Origin of the sequence: Pseudocalidococcus azoricus BACA0444 (genome assembly GCF_031729055.1) — a bacterium.
Lineage (GTDB): Bacteria > Cyanobacteriota > Cyanobacteriia > Thermosynechococcales > Thermosynechococcaceae > Pseudocalidococcus > Pseudocalidococcus azoricus.
On sequence record NZ_JAVMIP010000014.1, the window covers coordinates 52,416 to 67,562 of the forward strand.

At 48.9% G+C, this 15,147-nt stretch carries 18 protein-coding genes; 8 read left to right on the top strand and 10 right to left on the bottom strand.

Features of this window, described 5'->3' with window-relative positions; translation table 11 throughout:
* Window positions 1-40: 40 nt before the first annotated feature.
* The 3 genes from ispF to RIF25_RS12390 form a co-directional block, all read right to left on the bottom strand.
* On the bottom strand, window positions 41-520 hold the full coding sequence (gene ispF / locus RIF25_RS12380; RefSeq protein WP_322878887.1) for a 2-C-methyl-D-erythritol 2,4-cyclodiphosphate synthase: 480 nt from the start codon (window positions 518-520) through the stop codon (window positions 41-43).
* Between the two features lie 11 nt (window positions 521-531).
* Window positions 532-948 (bottom strand): peptide-methionine (R)-S-oxide reductase MsrB, encoded by a 417-nt coding sequence (msrB, locus tag RIF25_RS12385; protein ID WP_322878849.1) that lies wholly within the window; start codon window positions 946-948, stop codon window positions 532-534.
* A 101-nt stretch (window positions 949-1,049) separates the two neighbouring features.
* A complete protein-coding gene (locus tag RIF25_RS12390) occupies window positions 1,050-1,916 on the bottom strand; it encodes an FAD-binding domain-containing protein (protein WP_322878850.1) in 867 nt (288 codons plus the stop codon).
* A 95-nt stretch (window positions 1,917-2,011) separates the two neighbouring features.
* Here RIF25_RS12390 and RIF25_RS12395 point away from each other — a divergent pair, with 95 nt between their 5' ends.
* The 3 genes from RIF25_RS12395 to RIF25_RS12405 all read left to right on the top strand — a co-directional run bounded on the left by RIF25_RS12395 (window position 2,012) and on the right by RIF25_RS12405 (window position 3,944).
* Entirely contained in the window at window positions 2,012-2,326 is a 315-nt protein-coding gene (locus RIF25_RS12395) for a DUF2605 domain-containing protein (protein ID WP_322878851.1), read from the top strand.
* A gap of 129 nt (window positions 2,327-2,455) precedes the next feature.
* Window positions 2,456-2,740: a DUF2973 domain-containing protein gene (locus tag RIF25_RS12400; RefSeq protein WP_041431767.1), complete on the top strand. Its 285-nt coding sequence runs from the start codon at window positions 2,456-2,458 to the stop codon at window positions 2,738-2,740.
* Complete coding sequence (locus RIF25_RS12405; RefSeq protein WP_322878853.1) at window positions 2,724-3,944, top strand: GTPase family protein; 1,221 nt, start codon at window positions 2,724-2,726, stop codon at window positions 3,942-3,944. The genes RIF25_RS12400 and RIF25_RS12405 overlap by 17 nt, the downstream gene beginning before the upstream one ends.
* A 442-nt stretch (window positions 3,945-4,386) precedes the next feature.
* On the opposite strand, the gene RIF25_RS12410 is transcribed toward RIF25_RS12405, so the two are convergent.
* Window positions 4,387-4,866, bottom strand: a complete 480-nt coding sequence (locus tag RIF25_RS12410; RefSeq protein WP_322878854.1) for a GNAT family N-acetyltransferase — start codon at window positions 4,864-4,866, stop codon at window positions 4,387-4,389.
* Between the two features lie 286 nt (window positions 4,867-5,152).
* On the opposite strand from RIF25_RS12410, the gene RIF25_RS12415 reads away from it, so the two are divergent.
* On the top strand, window positions 5,153-5,611 hold the full coding sequence (locus RIF25_RS12415) for a hypothetical protein (protein ID WP_322878855.1): 459 nt from the start codon (window positions 5,153-5,155) through the stop codon (window positions 5,609-5,611).
* Here the strand turns inward: RIF25_RS12415 and RIF25_RS12420 are convergent.
* The 3 genes from RIF25_RS12420 to sbcD form a co-directional block, all read right to left on the bottom strand.
* Entirely contained in the window at window positions 5,608-5,802 is a 195-nt protein-coding gene (locus RIF25_RS12420) for a hypothetical protein (RefSeq protein ID WP_322878856.1), read from the bottom strand. The two genes, RIF25_RS12415 and RIF25_RS12420, sit on opposite strands and share 4 nt — an antisense overlap.
* Before the next feature lie 17 nt (window positions 5,803-5,819).
* On the bottom strand, window positions 5,820-8,438 hold the full coding sequence (locus RIF25_RS12425) for a diguanylate cyclase domain-containing protein (RefSeq protein ID WP_322878857.1): 2,619 nt from the start codon (window positions 8,436-8,438) through the stop codon (window positions 5,820-5,822).
* Window positions 8,439-8,648: 210 nt separating this feature from the next.
* Window positions 8,649-9,968: an exonuclease subunit SbcD gene (sbcD, locus tag RIF25_RS12430; RefSeq protein ID WP_322878858.1), complete on the bottom strand. Its 1,320-nt coding sequence runs from the start codon at window positions 9,966-9,968 to the stop codon at window positions 8,649-8,651.
* A gap of 367 nt (window positions 9,969-10,335) precedes the next feature.
* Here sbcD and RIF25_RS12435 point away from each other — a divergent pair, with 367 nt between their 5' ends.
* Window positions 10,336-10,674, top strand: coding sequence for an FHA domain-containing protein (locus tag RIF25_RS12435; RefSeq protein WP_322878859.1), 339 nt, complete (start codon window positions 10,336-10,338; stop codon window positions 10,672-10,674).
* Between the two features lie 2 nt (window positions 10,675-10,676).
* Here the strand turns inward: RIF25_RS12435 and RIF25_RS12440 are convergent, their stop codons facing one another.
* The 3 genes from RIF25_RS12440 to RIF25_RS12450 form a co-directional block, all read right to left on the bottom strand.
* Window positions 10,677-11,756, bottom strand: a complete 1,080-nt coding sequence (locus RIF25_RS12440) for a PIN/TRAM domain-containing protein (protein ID WP_407682408.1) — start codon at window positions 11,754-11,756, stop codon at window positions 10,677-10,679.
* Between the two features lie 140 nt (window positions 11,757-11,896).
* Entirely contained in the window at window positions 11,897-12,940 is a 1,044-nt protein-coding gene (locus RIF25_RS12445) for a hypothetical protein (protein WP_322878861.1), read from the bottom strand.
* Window positions 12,941-13,015: 75 nt separating this feature from the next.
* Window positions 13,016-13,693, bottom strand: a complete 678-nt coding sequence (locus RIF25_RS12450; protein ID WP_322878862.1) for a response regulator transcription factor — start codon at window positions 13,691-13,693, stop codon at window positions 13,016-13,018.
* 125 nt (window positions 13,694-13,818) lie between these two features.
* Between RIF25_RS12450 and RIF25_RS12455 the strand changes: the two genes are divergently transcribed.
* From RIF25_RS12455 to RIF25_RS12465, 3 genes are all read left to right on the top strand, one after another.
* Window positions 13,819-14,229, top strand: a complete 411-nt coding sequence (locus tag RIF25_RS12455) for a phosphomannose isomerase type II C-terminal cupin domain (protein WP_015126187.1) — start codon at window positions 13,819-13,821, stop codon at window positions 14,227-14,229.
* Between the two features lie 47 nt (window positions 14,230-14,276).
* The gene (locus RIF25_RS12460) at window positions 14,277-14,618 is read left to right on the top strand and encodes a HesB/IscA family protein (RefSeq protein ID WP_322878863.1); all 342 of its coding nucleotides are present in this window, start codon (window positions 14,277-14,279) and stop codon (window positions 14,616-14,618) included.
* A 133-nt stretch (window positions 14,619-14,751) separates the two neighbouring features.
* Window positions 14,752-15,144, top strand: a complete 393-nt coding sequence (locus RIF25_RS12465) for an LptA/OstA family protein (protein ID WP_407682409.1) — start codon at window positions 14,752-14,754, stop codon at window positions 15,142-15,144.
* The last annotated feature ends 3 nt before the right edge of the window (window positions 15,145-15,147 follow it).

Consider the following 15,147-nt stretch of genomic DNA (forward strand, 5'->3'; position numbering starts at 1 on the left):
TAAATTACGACCAAACCCATCCCAAGATTTCGAGAATGCCCTATTCTTGGGTTAATAACGTCACCGCATAAACTGCAATTCCTTCTTCCCGGCCCTCAGGCCCCAATTTCTCATTGGTGGTGGCTTTGATCGCAACTTGATCCGGATCCAGATCCAGGGCCTGGGAGAGTTGGACTTGCATTTTACTGAGATGGGGTTTCAGTTTGGGCCGCTCAGCCACAATCACCGAATCAATATTATTAATTTGCCAACCCCGTTCCTTCACCAGGCCCGCCACCTGTTTCAAGAGCAGCATACTATCGGCTCCAGCCCATTGGGGATCATCCGGCGGAAAATAATGCCCAATATCTCCCAAGCTCAAGGCCCCTAAAAGAGCATCCATAATGGCATGGGTCAGTACATCCGCATCACTATGGCCCAGCAACCCTAATTCATGCTCCAGACAAACACCTCCCAAAATCAGCGGGCGGCCAGGAACTAAGCGGTGAATGTCATATCCGTTCCCAATTCGAAACTTCATACCCATAAGAATTAGGATTGACTCTCAGGCATAAAGTTAAGGGCAGCTGAGTTCATACAATAGCGTTCACCAGTTGGGGGCGGGCCATCGGGAAAGACATGGCCGAGGTGGGCATCACAGACCGCGCACAAAACCTCAGTTCGGCTCATGAACAGGCTGCGATCCACTTCCCGACGAACATTTTTGGGGTCAATGGGTTCCCAAAAGCTGGGCCAGCCTGTGCCGGAATCATATTTAGTTTGGGACTTAAAGAGGGGTGTACCACAACAAACACAGGTATAGGTTCCAGGTTCTTTATTATTCCAGTAGCACCCCGTAAAGGCCCGCTCGGTACCTTTTTTGCGAGTCACCTGAAACTGCTCTGGGGTCAGTTGGGCTTGCCACTCCGTATCTGGTTTTTCGACTTTGGTTTGGATATTTTCAGTCATAATATCGCCCCTTCAGAGCAATCAGTGATCCCATACTGACGCAAAAACCGGTCTTCCAGCAAGTATTTTTAGGACTGAGCCAACGCCAGCAACCTGGGAATTTAGCGGTTATTTTTTTGGGGTTTACTGCGATGAAACTGACCCGAACGGGTCTGGGGATTTTGGAGTTCTGGAGCGTTAGGAAAGAGTTTAGCGGCTAATATTGAGTAACTGCCTTGGAGTGGGCAGCGATATTGCAGAGAACAGGTTGGGCAATATTGACCTTGACTGTAGCGTTCGAGGTTATCCCGATTAAAGAAATAGGGTTTATGACTAAAGGTACTGGCTACCCACTGCCACGAGAGATTATTACTAGCCGGATCCCCGTCTAAAAGGTGTTGCAGAAACCAGGCCGCCCCGGCTTGCCAACGGACTTTCCGCCAATGCACCACATAGGCCGCCAACCACATCCGGGCGTGATTATGGAGATAGCCAGTATTTTGGAGTTCGTGGCTAAAGCCATCCATACAGGCCAGGCCAGTGCGACCGGCATCAATATCTGGTGGTAGCTCCGGTTGATAGTCCCTCGGTTGCCAACCTGTCTTATAGGGTTCTAAGTCTTGCCAAATGTGATCCCCCAATCTTTCATAGAGTCGCTGCCAATAGTCTCGCCAGGCCAGTTCCGTAATTAGTTTTTCCCCTTCAGTCCAGGTTTGAATTTGGGCTAAAACAGCGGTCTTTACCTCAGCTAGACTCAACACCCCATGACGCAAGTAGGGAGATAGGTGAGTGACGGCTCCAGCCAAATAGTTCCGGGTTTGACCATAGGGGCCAGGTTGGATTCTAGCGAGGGTCAATTCAGCCGCAGTCCGCCCGCCAACCACAGGACTCACCTGATCCCCTGCGGCGGCAATCTCTGGAAATTCCTGCTTTAGGTAGTGAATTAAATCGGCTCGATCCCTAAACATTCGCCGCAACGCAGAAGACATGACACTTAAAATCTGGAGTGAATTTAGCATTTGTATCATAATGTAAAGGAGTCTCAGAATTCAGTGTTACTATATCTACAGATTTTAATAACCCTATGCTTCACTCCAACCTACCAGAACCCCAATTGTTGAAAGCTCTCTTGGAACCCTTGTTCGATGATTTTCACTATTGGTTTGGGCGGGCTGAATCCCTATTACGGCAAGAGGTGCTGTCCTTTCTGGAACCCGAAGTCCAGGCCCAGCTTTTAGCCCGCGTCATTCAGTCCCAACAAGAGGTCAATGCGGCCCAGAGCTTATTTGCGGCAACGGAGGGGACAGCCGGGGTGGATACCGAGGTTTTAATGAAGTGGCATCAACTGGTCAATGAGTGTTGGCGAGTTAGCTACCAATATCGCTTATTACGCCCGTAGAATTTCAAGGCAGTCGGTCTCTTTAGCTATGATTTAGGCAGGGGCTTCTAGACACTGAGATACCAATACCTGAGACACATTACCAAGAGATAATTACACTGGGGTTTGCTGATTATGGAAGGGTCGTTCATCTTGCAGTTAATTTATATCGTTGCCTTTACCATTTTGGCTTTATTAGCAATGGGCAACCTCATTCGCAACCTCATTACTCTGGGGATTGAGTCACAGCGTACCTACCCCTATGCCCGCCCAAATCACCCCAGAGTCAGTCACCCTGAACTCCTGGATAGTCGTGGACAAGTGATTGATGAACCTTTGCTGGTGATGCGTTCCCTCACCCTAGAGGATGCTCGCAATCAACTCGATGCTCTTTATAAGGACTCTCCCAGTTCTGGAGATGAAACTGAAGTTTGAGCCGCGCAAATGGTTAGAGCAAGGAACCCAGGCCTGGCAGTCTTGGTTTCAGGTGGATCCAGAAAAACTCAAGGAGATTCTGGCCCAGATTCGCAGTCAGTTGCCGACCACCGAAGTTGTTTTAATGGGCAAGCCCCAGGCCGGGAAAAGTTCGATCACTCGGGCCTTAACGGGAGCAGATTTGAGTATTGTTGGCTCAGGTTTTCGGCCCCATACTCGCCATACGCAGCAATATGCCTTTCCCACGGATGATCTGCCCCTGTTGATTTTTACGGACACGGTGGGCCTGGGGGAAACCAGCCAGGATACGGATGCCATTTACCAAGAGTTAGAAGCCCAACTGGCCCAAGGTAAAAATGCCCAAGTTTTGGTCTTAACGGTCAAAATTAGCGACTTTGCCACGGACTCACTCCACCGCATTGCCCAACAACTCCGGCAGAAGTTTCCCCATATTCCCTGTTTATTGGTAATTACCTGCTTGCATGAGGTTTATCCCGCCAGCCAGGCCAACCATCCCCCCTATCCTCCTAATATTCCCCTGCTCCAGGAAGCCGCCCAGGCCCTCCAGGCTCAATTTGCCGACATTACGGCTAACACGGTCTTGGTGGACTTTACCCTAGCAGAAGATGGATTTGAGCCAGTGTTTTATGGCCTGGGGGAACTCGGTACCGCCCTAGAGCAACTCTTACCGGAAGCCGAAGCTGGAATTATTCACCAACTGTTAGATGAAAAAGAAATTTCGACCCAGTTGGGAACTGTGTATCGTAATGTGGGGCGGCGATCAATTTTGCCCTTTGCCATCATGGCCGCAACCTTAGCGATTGTCCCCTTACCCTTTGCCACCATGCCTGTTTTAATTGCCATTCAGACCACGATGGTCATCTTAATTGGCCGGCTCTACGGACAAACCCTGTCTCCAGCCCAGGCCGGGGGAATTTTAACAACCATTGGGGGTGGCTTCCTAGCTCGATTGGTGGGGCAGCAACTAATTAAATTTATTCCGGTCTTAGGGAACGTCATGTCCGCCTCTTGGTCGTTTGCCTATACCTGGGCACTGGGGGAAGGGGCCTGTGTTTATTTTGGGGATTTAATCGGGGGCAAGAAACCCAACCCCGACCGGATTCGCCAAGTCATACAAGACTCCTTTCAAGAAAACTCTCGTAAATTTCAACAACAACTTATGGCTCAAGGAAAAATAAGTTGAGTGCAACCGCTAATTTATAAAACATTTATAAAACAGTCTATGTTAGCCATACTACTGATTTGGAATCATAGTCATTTCGCTTAAGAATAAAACACAGAAATACTTGAAACCATCACCAGTGTTACTCTTGAGTGTCTCAGTTTTGGCAGAAATGACTATAATTTGATTTCTATTGTGACGGTAAATCTGAAAACCACTATCCAAAGTCAATAAAGTGCTATCAAAATACAGCTCAGTGATCCCCACTAGGCAAACATCAGCAAGAGACATGGGGAGAAGGGATATTTTTCTTGAGAAGTTGGATAAAATCTGCCAGGCAGACTGGGGATTCTGGAGGGAGAGTTTGAATATCTTTTTAGATTTGAGCGAGGGTTGTCATGATAAATAGTTGATGACTGCAAATCTTAGTTTAGCCCAGGCCTTGGGAACTAAGAGTTGAGTGTCATCCTAGTGTTTTGTAATAAACCCGATCACAGCGTTGAGTTTCGATTCCACTGGTGGGCTGATAGCCATTTTTCTCATAGAGTTTCACGGCCTGGTTCATAATGGTCGCTGTTTCAATCCAAATTAAGTCAAATCCCCGTTGGTGAATCTGCTGTTCCAATTGGCTGAGGAGAAACTGTCCTAAGCCTTGGCCGCGAGCCTGGGGATGGAGATACATTTTGCGAATTTCTACGGCATTCTCCCCCCGTGCAATTGGATAATAGGCGGCCGTTCCGACAATTTGCCCGGCTTGTTCTATGACCCAAAACTCACCCCCCTGATCTTGATAAAACGCTTCAACTGCCACCACATCTGCATCGGCCCCTTGGGGTTCCCAGGCCAGGCCAAACTCTCCCAGCACCGTGGCAATGAGGGCTGCAACTGCTTCCCGATCTTGGGGTTGCCAGGGGCGAATGTCAAAGTCACGATAAACCAGCATCAAGCACGCCTACAGAGGGATGAACCCCAAAATTATCCCAATCTTAGACTGGCCTGGGCCTATTTGCTCTTAACCTTTCCTTAATCCAAATCACCCTCAACAAACGAAGACGGGTCAAGCATACAATAAATTTTGAAATGGGTAAATCTATTGCTAAAATAGCTAAGGCGAAATTATTCAGCCGCCTAAGCTTTTTACTGCCTTTAGCTGAAATGTGGGCCATCAATCAGGGTGGTCAATTTTTAGCCTGAAAATATTAAGTTTTCCGATGGAGTTTGCTACTTCTATGTCATATCACAAACTTTGGTTTCGTCAAACAGCCAAAAATCTTAAGCTCTTACATCCTTATCCAGAATTCTCAAAAATACAAGGCCTGGTTAAAAGTGCCATGCCACAACTGATCACAGACTTAAAAGCAGAAGGGGAAGACCTCAATGATCCCCAAGTCTGGTGGCAAGCATTGTATATGGACGCGCTCTTACTGGTAGAAAATTCCGCTGGGGAGAGCTTCAAAATTGCTGTGGGCCTGCAAGACAAGTGGAAGCCTGCCCTCAATGCCCATCGAACAATTTCATCCCCCACCTTTCAAAAATGTCGCGAAAGACTAGATATTGATCAGCATTGGTTATTTTATGTCACAAGTAAATATCCCTACGGTGAAGAGGTTTGGATTGACCTAATTTATGCCCAGGTGGATCGGGATCCGCCCCCAAGTACCTGTGTCTTATTGGATGTTGATGCTTAAGGGTTATCAGGGTTTAAGAGTTGACGCAGGCCAAAAACTAAGAGGATCAACATCGTTGGGAGGAGAAGCAAACTGATAATCATGGTCGGTGTTTCTGGGAGTGGGTATTGACGGCCCAAGGTTTTAATCGCCACTGCCAAAGAGAGCGAGACGATCATCAGTTTGCCCATCCAGGCCAAGTCAGATAGCATAGATTTCCTCGCGCTGCCTATGGAACATGAATAATCCGGTAAGTATTGCGCCCTTCTGCTTTGGCCTGATAGAGGGCCTGATCCGCGGCTTCGAGGAGATGGACTGGAGAGCCTTCTGGGGTTGGACGGCCAGTGCTGATGCCAAAACTCACCGTCACCACGGGGCTAACTCGGGAGGCCCCATGGGGAATTTCCAGGGCTTTCAAGCTGGCTTGGATGTTCTCAACCACGCGACTGGCCCCGGCTCCATCAGTGTGGGGCAAAATGATCGCAAATTCTTCACCCCCATAGCGAGCCACTAAATCTACAGCCCGTCTAGCTTTAGTCCCGAGGGCCTGGGCTACCAAGTATAAACACTCATCTCCAGCTTGATGTCCATAGAAATCGTTATAGGCCTTAAAGTCGTCCACATCACAAAACACCAAACTCAAAGGGGCTTGTTCTCGCAACAAACGATTCCATTCCCGAGCTAAACATTCATCAAAGTGACGGCGATTGGCAATTTGGGTTAAGTCATCCGTAATCGCGAGGCGACTCAATTCTTGGTTGGCAGCTTGCAGGGATTGGTAAAGCTCAGCTTGACGAATGGCCACTGCTAATTGATCGGCAATCACTTCTAATAAACTAACCTCGCTGGGATGCCAGGCCTGGTCGGGGTGACGTTGTTGCAAGGTTAAGCTGCCCCAAGTGTGGGCTTCAACCTGGAGTGGGACCATTAACCAATTCCCCGGAAAGGAGGTGGCTAACTCCCGATTAAACTCCCCTAGGTTAGGTTTTGTTTCAGCCTGGTGAATTTGTACCGTTTGCCCCTGTTTGAGGGAGGTAGCAATCGGGTTTTGGGCATCAGGAATAATGAGTCCTTGACTTGGGGGGAGGGAAGACTCTCTCAGGTACTCAATAATATGATCCCATTGCCCCAATTCTGGCTGATACTGAACAATCGCCACCCGATCAACATTTAATAAGTGCCCAATTTCATCCACCGTGGTTTGAAATATTTCTGCCAGATTGAGGGAGTTGCGAATGGCTTTAATCAATCGGTTCAGGGTTTGTTCTCGCTGGGATTGATACCGGAGCGCATCTTCCACTTGCTTCCGTTGGGTAATATCACTGAGGGTAATAACGACTTGTTCTAGCTGCTGGCTGGCGTTGAAATGGGGTTCGGCCGTGACTTGTAACCAGATTAGATCTTGGCTTGGCCGGTTGACTCCCAAGACCACATCCCGAATGGGGATTAACTGTGCTGTGGCCCTTGCCGAGGGAAATTGGGCCGCCGTTAAACGCTCTCCAGTTTCATTGACAACATACCAATCTAAATCTTGGGCTGATTTTCCCAGGAGTTGATCAAGGGATAACCCCAAAATATTGGCCGCCCGTTCATTGGCCAGAATAATCTCCCCTTGTGGATTGTGAACAATAATCCCCACCGCCACATCTTCAACGAGCTGGCGAAAGCGGGATTCACTCTGGGCTAATTCCAACTCGGCCTGTTTCTGAACCGTAATATCGATGGAAATGCCATCAATGTACTGAGCTTCCCCAGCCGCGTTATGGATCGCTTGTCCCGACTCATAAAACCAGCGCACCTGACCATCGGCCCGAATCACTCGGTATTCAACCCCATAGTGATTTTGTCGCTGGAAGATTTCCTGAATGGTGTCATAGACATACTGCTGATCATCGGGATGAATGATGCTGGCAAAGGTGCGGCGACAGTTGTTGATAAAATCCACAGCCGGATAACCGACAGTTTGCTCAATGTTGTCACTCAGGTATTGAATTGTCCAGTCTGGATCGTTAGCACAGCGAAACACATGGCCGGGCAAATTGGCAACTAAATTTTTAAAGCGCAATTCATTGCTGGCAATAGCAGCCTCAGCGTCTTTACGGCTACTAATATCGGCCACTGCACCTAAAAGCCGGAACTCCCCAGATTCGGAATGGAAATATTGACTACAATCGCGCACCCAAGCATAGTGTTCATCCTGACAGCGAACCCGATATTCACAACAGTAAGGCACACCAGAGTTTTGACTGCTTTCCCACCCAGCTTGTACTGCTGTCACATCGTCCGGATGAATTAAATCTAACCAGGCCTGGCCCGATTGAGGCATGGTATCTAGGGTATAGCCAAAAAGGCTGACAGTATTACCCACCCAGAGCGTTGTGTCGTCTTGAATATGCCATTCCCAAAAAACTTGTTGACTAATCTCGGCGATGGTTTGAAGGCGGTCATACCAGCGGCGCAGTTCCGTCAGTTGGGCTTGATGCCAAATCAGTTCCTCTTGCTGAGTCGTCAAGTCCCAAAATATCAACCATATAGACCTATTGGCCTTGGGAACGAATCCCACCTGCCACCAACGCTGATGAGGGGCATCAAAAATTTGGGCATATCCAGTTTGGTTTGTAATGATAGCCGCTTTGTAGGCCGGCTGGAGATGGGCTTGCCAGGTCTGGGGGAGCAAGTGCCATAGATTTTGGTTCAGTAGAGATGTTTCTGAATAATCCCAAACCTGATTCATGGCAGCACTAAACGCAACGATTTCCCCTTGGCTATCCACCACCACCAGGGGGATTGGAAACTCCTCAAACATCATGGTATTGATCAACGTTGACGGGGGAAGAAATTGCGTCATGCAGTGAAGAAAGCTAGGCAAAATCTGAGCAAGGGGGGATATTTGCGAAGAGTTTCAGATAACTCTAAATTTATCCTATCCTGATTATTGCCTTGACCTTAAGATAACGCCCCAAGCTCCAAAAAAATGATTAAATCATCCCGATATTCATACATAAATTCAAACAACTTTGATAGGGGCAATATTGCTTGGCAATGATTTGTTAAAGATCTAAGGCATTGACAGGAGGTCTAATTGAACGGAGGTGGCTATGGGTGTGATCTCGGAAGCGGGGCCGGGGGGGTGAGACGGAGTTGTACCTTCTTTTTGCCAATCTTGATCGTCTAGCAAGGATGTCGCCGCCATTAATAGCTCAGATTTTAAGGGTTCAAGGTCGGGGCGTTGTTCTAAATACAGTTCCAACGCGGCTAAGGGGGCAATGGTCTGTCCCAGGCCCAGTTCTGGCAGGCGGGCCCGCGGTAGTTGGGTGACTAGTTCGGGATGGATGCTAAAACTGTGGGCGGGTGTCAGGGCCTCATGCAAACTCGGTAGATCAATCAGGGCCGTTTGATCGGGACGCAGGCGATACCGCAGGCGGACAATGGCCTGGTCAATGCTGGCCTGAGTAATCGTCTCTAAAAGCCGGGCCTGGGGAGGCTCATGAATCAGGGATACGTCCACATCCAAGGTTAAAAAGGGGCGGGTGGGAATTGGACAAAACTGCCACTGGGTCTGGCCTTTACGGATTTCTACAAGAATAAACCCCTTTTCTTCCCCCTCTTCGCCAAAATCAACCCGCTCAATACTACCTGGGTAAATTACGGGGGGCTGCTCACATAACACCTGATGCCGATGGACATGGCCCAAAGCCACATAGTCAAATTCTGGCTGGGCCAGCAGGGAAAGGGGAATTGTAAAGCCTTTCCCGACACTTAAAAAGCGTTCTGCCCCAAACCGGGCCGTATCCACCATGGCATGGGCCAGTAATACCGTTGGCCGTTCGGGATCCAGTTGTCGAATTTCCCCTGCTAATGCCACCATTAACCGCTGAATCAAAAGTTGCCCAACTTCGCCCAAGCCCAGTCCCTCAGTTTCCGGTTTTGTTAGGAGAGCGGAACGAGTTAACCAAGGCAACGTTACCACTTGCACATTACCCTGTTTCGTTCTAATACGGTGGGTAGAAAGCTGATCGCCGACAATAAAGCCAGGGACTCCCAAGGTGCGATAAATCACTAAGCTGGCTCCCCCCTGGCCTTGGGCGTGTTGATCATGATTACCGACTAATAAAACCGTGGGAATCTGGGCATCAGCTAATCGGCGGAATTGTTGGGCAAAGGCCTCCTGCACCAGGGGGGGTGGGGTGGCATCGGGAAAAGCATCTCCCCCAAACAACACTAAGTCAACGGCTTCCGCCAGGGCCTGGTCAATGCAATAGGTTAAAGCAGCCACAAAGTCTTCTAGGCGAGTATTCAATCCTGTGAGGGGATTCAAACGACCATGGCCCAGACCGCTGCCGAGGTGAATATCTGATAAATGAAGAAGCTTAACCATTGCCACTGTTACCCTGCACCTCTAAGGGGTTCTGCTCATCCGGGCCTGGTTTCTATCTTAACTGTGGACGATGGGGGGGACGCGACCTGTTCTCAAGTCCCAATATCTTGGCAATCCTGGCTATACGATGCGTGTTAACTGCCTCTAATCAGCATCCTAGATGGGTTCTGCGATTGTTCTTTGTATATATTTTATTTCGACTTGTGTCTCGCTCCCGCTGTGAGGCTATAGTGGGGTTGTCCATTTTGGGGCACAGTTGGCGGAAAGTGGTTGATTAATGTTCCGACTGAATCATGCCCAATCAAGATCCTAACCAGGCCTGGTTAACCATTCATAGCTCAAATAAGCTCAAATATGACGTAGAACTTTGGGGGGTATCAGTTGGACTATTGGTCGTTCTCAAAGTTGTCGGATTGTCATTGAAGATCGCTATGCTTCTCGACTCCATGCAGTGATTAACTCAGTCATGTTTCGGCATCAATTTCTATATTTTGTCATGGATAAAAACACAGTTAACGGCACATTGCTGAATGGGAATAATTTAGTCTATCCAACTCTCCTCCATGATCAAGATGTCATGGTGATGGGAACGACAATTCTGGCATTTCACTATCCGACCATGTTTGAAGTTAAAGAACCCAGGATTATCAAAGAAATTCAAAAATTTTCCCAAACCATTAGCAAAAGTATTCCCTGGCCGGGCTAAGGTCAGGCTAAACTAGACAGCTTTAAGCGAGCAAAAATCATCCGCCCCGCAGAGGTTTGGAGGGCACTGGTAACTACAACGGGTAATTGATCACCAATGTGGGTTTGCCCCTCTTCCACCACCACCATTGTCCCATCTTCAAGATAGCCAACCCCTTGTTCTGGTTCTTTTCCTTCTTTAATAATTTTTAGTTCCAAGGTATCCCCCGGCAAGTAAACCGGACGCAGGGCCTGGGCTAATTCATTGACATTAAAAACATTCACCTTTTGAAACTGGGCGACTTTATTGAGGTTGTAATCGTTAGTGACTAAGATACCATCAATTTCTTGGGCAAGTCGGACCAGCTTGGCATCAACGGTCGTCAAGTCTGGATAATCAGCGGAATGGATTAAAATCCGTCCATTGAGATTAGCCTGTAGCCTGTTCAAAATATCCAGGCCCCGTCGTCCTCGCGACCGCTTTAAGTCATTTTGGGCATCCGCAACCAGTTGCAACTCCTGGAGGACAAACTGGGGAACAAGAATTTGCCCCTCAATAAACCCCAAGGTGAGTAACTGCTCAATCCGGCCATCAATAATACAACTCGTATCCAGTACCTTTGAGGCGGCGGCCTTTAAGATACCTTCGGCGACAAGAGAGGTTTCAACAGAATTAGGATTAATTAACCGCAACAGGGCCCGCCCCTGACTGTCTGCTAATGTGGTTCCGGTATAAGCAAATAAAATGCTCGTTAATACGGCTGTCATCGGCTTGATGAACGAGAAATCATCAGGAATGGGTAGGAGAAAAATTGGTGCCAGGAGCAAGTTAGCCAACAATAGCCCCACCACCAGGCCCACCGCCCGTGACAATAAAACATCGGCTGGTAAATGGCGAATATCGGCCTCAACTCGGTGATAGGCCGTTTGGACTGCTAAACCAACTCCAATCCCAATTAAGCCGCCAAATCCGGCCACAACCCACCGTAACGCGCTGATGTTGGCCACTTGTTCAAGGGTCATGGGAGGAAGAAGATTGACCGCATGAAACCCAATCGCGGCTCCAGCAACAATAAAAATAAAGGATAGTATGATGTCGAGCATGGCTTGATTACCCTGAGTGGCGGGGGGCGTTGTTTCCATCATCTCTGAGTTTGGGGCCGAGACAGAGTTGGGATTACCGCTCTTTAGAGGCGCAATCGTCTCAGTACTCCGAACAAAATTCCTGGACTGTTCTTATTGGATTATAATTCCTCAGTTTTAGCCTGGTTTGACTGGGGCTGTTTACAGGAAGCAGACTCTGTATTCCAATCAATGATCCGGCCGGCCCGACTACCTGCTTTAAGACCAACGGCCTCGGCCTGGGGGCCCAAAATTAAGCGCATTAACAGTCCCCCCAAGGTTGCCAAGGCTGTTTCCCCCACAAAGGCGCGACTCGTTTTCATCCACCATTCCAGGACAATATTAACCGAGGACGATGTAGGGGCTGTTGTGTCAGGTTTTGGATCAGGGCTGATTACTTGTCGGGCTGCGTCTTCGGCAATTTGTCCGCCGACCATATTCCCCATCATTTGCCCAATAATTTCTCCGGGCGGCCCAAGCAAAGCTCCCCCCACCAGGCCCCCTGTGATTTCCCCAGTCACTTCTCCGGCTTTACTACTGGTGCGAATTTTCAAACTCTGGGCCACTTTTTCTTCAGTTTTCTCAAGGCAAATCTTCTCCAGATCAGAGGGATGTTCTTTTAAGGTTTGCAGGGCCTCCACACAGATTCTTGCTCCCACGACACCGCCTACAAATGTCCCCACCTGTGTCCCCACAACCACTCCGGCTGGCCCCAATGTAGCTCCCCCCACCGCGCCCCCGGCCAATCCGCCAACCACATCTCCAACTTGTCCGCCAACAATGAAGCTGCCAATATTTTGAGCTTGATCACTGACCTGGGCTGGCTCGAGGGCAAAGGCCCGCGTTAAGTTTGTCCAGCCCTGATACCCTTGTCCGCTCACTTCTAAGTCACCTATGGTTTGGAGTTGGCTGAACAGTTGTTGGAGGCAGAGGATTTGAGGATTCCAGTGAATCGTGAAAGATTGGGCAGCCAAATTGAGGTGAATGGCACAAATCCCCGCTTGAGTTTGGAGTTGTGTTTGCAGAAACTCTCCATAGCTGGGGTCTTGACGGAGATGGGGAATTTTTAGTCGCATTCGATCTTTTGTTAAATGGACTAACTCGGCCGGAATCAGGGGAGCGGGGCCTGGGGGTGGCTGGCTAGAGGATGGGGATGTGCTGCTCATGAGGGGCCAACTGCCAGGGGGACTATTTGGATTTTAGTGAGTCTCTGGTGCCAATAATTTTGAACATAATTGGGATCAAGGAGCCAGACCATTTTCCAGGGCAAAGCGGACTAACTCGGTGCGACTACTGGTATTGGTTTTAATGAACAGGCGGCTGACATATTTTTCAATATTCCGGACACTGGTTTGGAGTTGACTGGCAATTTCCTTATTCATTAAGCCTTGAACAACCAAATCTAAAACACTCTGCTCTCTGGGGGTCAGATCTAGTTTGATCGGATTGGGATTTAAGGGGGTGCCGCGTTTGACTAAGAGGGAGCGTAATTCGGCAATTTGTCCGGCTAAGTCGGCAATATCCGGTTCGCTAATTGCAGCGGCTTGTTGATAGCGGCGGAGGAGATTTTTAATAATGGCAACCAATTCATCAGGGTCAAAGGGTTTGGAGAGATAGGCATCACAACCTGCGTCATAGCCCTGGACGCGATCCCGTTTCATCCCCCGAGCCGTTAAGAACACAACGGGTAAATAACTAAAGCGTTCGTCTTCCCGCAGCTTGGCCAAAAATTCATAGCCATCCACTTGGGGCATCATCACATCGGTAATGACTAAATCGGGTCGCTGTTGTTCGAGCAGTTCCCAGGCCTGGGTGGCATTACTGGCGGCGGTGACGGTAAACCCACTGTCCTCTAAGTAGGCCTGGACAGCATCCCGCAACCCCGGTTCATCATCCACCAACAACAAATGCTCAGACATAGTGATTCCAAGTTTTCTGACTCATGCACGGGGCTAATCATGCCGCCTAATTTCTAGTGTACGCTGCCAACTTCCTCTAAAATTGAGTGAATCCGCAAGTCCGTATGCTAAAACAGAGGGCAGTTATGGAAGCTGAGACAATGAGTATATCTGCACCTGAAATGGCCATTGCTCCAATCAATACGGTCGCGGCCACAGAACTGCGTCCTTGGGGATCATTTACGATCTTGGAAGAGGGGCCGGGTTACAAAATTAAGCGGATTGAGGTCAAACCTGGCCATCGCCTGAGTTTACAAATGCACCACCACCGCAGTGAACATTGGATTGTGATTGCTGGTATTGCCAAGGTTCAACGGGGTGAAGAGATTATTATGCTTTCTCCCAATGAATCTACCTATGTGCCCCAGTTTACCCGGCATCGTTTGGAAAATCCGGGCAAGATCAACTTAGTGTTAATTGAAGTTCAGAATGGGCAATATTTGGGCGAGGATGATATCCAACGGTTTGAGGACGACTACGCCCGCTCCCATACTTAAAATTTCTCATGCCTGAGTTGCCTCCCGATACTGTCTAAACTCTGACTATGACCGTAACCCTAACCCCCACCGCTGTCCGTGAACTTGAGCGACTACGCCAAAAATCCCAGGCCAAGGCCAATGGAGAGATTGTTCGCTTAGGGGTCACTTCCGGTGGATGCGCTGATTGGCTCTACGTTTTGGAGTTTATTCAAACCCCCCAACCTGATGATCAGATCACGGAAACGGCGGGCCTGGTGATTGCGGTGGCAGCGGACAGTGTGGCTAAATTGACAGATTTGACTTTAGACTACACTGAAGATTTAATGGGTGGGGCCTTTCGATTCCATAATCCGATGGCTGGGCAGACCTGTGGCTGTGGTCTTTCCTTTAAGCTAGTGGATCATTGAAGGCAACTCCCTGGACTAGAATCAAGTCATTACATCTGGGAGTATTGAGCAGGACAAGGTCAGAGGATTAAGCGTGACACAATTCAATTGGGGGAGCAAACGGTTACTCTTGGGACTTTTCCTTGGTCTGGGGGTGCTTGGGGCCGCTTCGGTCGCAGAATCTCAGAATCCATCTCCACCTGATGCCAATCCAGTCCCGCAACAGGCCTTGACCATTCTCGCCGATGTCCAGCAGGCCAACTCCATTACGGGGATCGTCACTGCTCGGGGTAATGTTCAACTCATTTATCCCGCCCGCCAAATTCAGGCTACCGCGACCCAGGCCCAATACTTCAGTCGGGAGCGGCGGATTGTCTTAACTGGCAATGTTTATGTTCTGCAAAAGGGGAATAGCTTACGGGGCGATAGTGTGACGTATTTGATTGATCAGGAAAAGTTTGTCGCCACCCCAGTCACAAACCAACAGGTTGAATCCATTTTGCTGATTCGGGATAATCCTCCCAAGACTACCAATCCAAATCCATAGCTT

Bases quoted from the DNA above. Each gene is read 5' to 3' on its own strand.
- ispF (WP_322878887.1), bottom strand. From the start codon at position 520: ATGAAGTTTCGAATTGGGAACGGATATGACATTCACCGCTTAGTTCCT.
- msrB (WP_322878849.1), bottom strand. From the start codon at position 948: ATGACTGAAAATATCCAAACCAAAGTCGAAAAACCAGATACGGAGTGG.
- RIF25_RS12390 (WP_322878850.1), bottom strand. From the start codon at position 1,916: ATGTCTTCTGCGTTGCGGCGAATGTTTAGGGATCGAGCCGATTTAATT.
- RIF25_RS12395 (WP_322878851.1), top strand. From the start codon at position 2,012: ATGCTTCACTCCAACCTACCAGAACCCCAATTGTTGAAAGCTCTCTTG.
- RIF25_RS12405 (WP_322878853.1), top strand. From the start codon at position 2,724: ATGAAACTGAAGTTTGAGCCGCGCAAATGGTTAGAGCAAGGAACCCAG.
- RIF25_RS12410 (WP_322878854.1), bottom strand. From the start codon at position 4,866: ATGCTGGTTTATCGTGACTTTGACATTCGCCCCTGGCAACCCCAAGAT.
- RIF25_RS12415 (WP_322878855.1), top strand. From the start codon at position 5,153: ATGTCATATCACAAACTTTGGTTTCGTCAAACAGCCAAAAATCTTAAG.
- RIF25_RS12420 (WP_322878856.1), bottom strand. From the start codon at position 5,802: ATGCTATCTGACTTGGCCTGGATGGGCAAACTGATGATCGTCTCGCTC.
- RIF25_RS12425 (WP_322878857.1), bottom strand. From the start codon at position 8,438: ATGACGCAATTTCTTCCCCCGTCAACGTTGATCAATACCATGATGTTT.
- sbcD (WP_322878858.1), bottom strand. From the start codon at position 9,968: ATGGTTAAGCTTCTTCATTTATCAGATATTCACCTCGGCAGCGGTCTG.
- RIF25_RS12440 (WP_407682408.1), bottom strand. From the start codon at position 11,756: ATGCTCGACATCATACTATCCTTTATTTTTATTGTTGCTGGAGCCGCG.
- RIF25_RS12445 (WP_322878861.1), bottom strand. From the start codon at position 12,940: ATGAGCAGCACATCCCCATCCTCTAGCCAGCCACCCCCAGGCCCCGCT.
- RIF25_RS12450 (WP_322878862.1), bottom strand. From the start codon at position 13,693: ATGTCTGAGCATTTGTTGTTGGTGGATGATGAACCGGGGTTGCGGGAT.
- RIF25_RS12455 (WP_015126187.1), top strand. From the start codon at position 13,819: ATGGAAGCTGAGACAATGAGTATATCTGCACCTGAAATGGCCATTGCT.
- RIF25_RS12460 (WP_322878863.1), top strand. From the start codon at position 14,277: ATGACCGTAACCCTAACCCCCACCGCTGTCCGTGAACTTGAGCGACTA.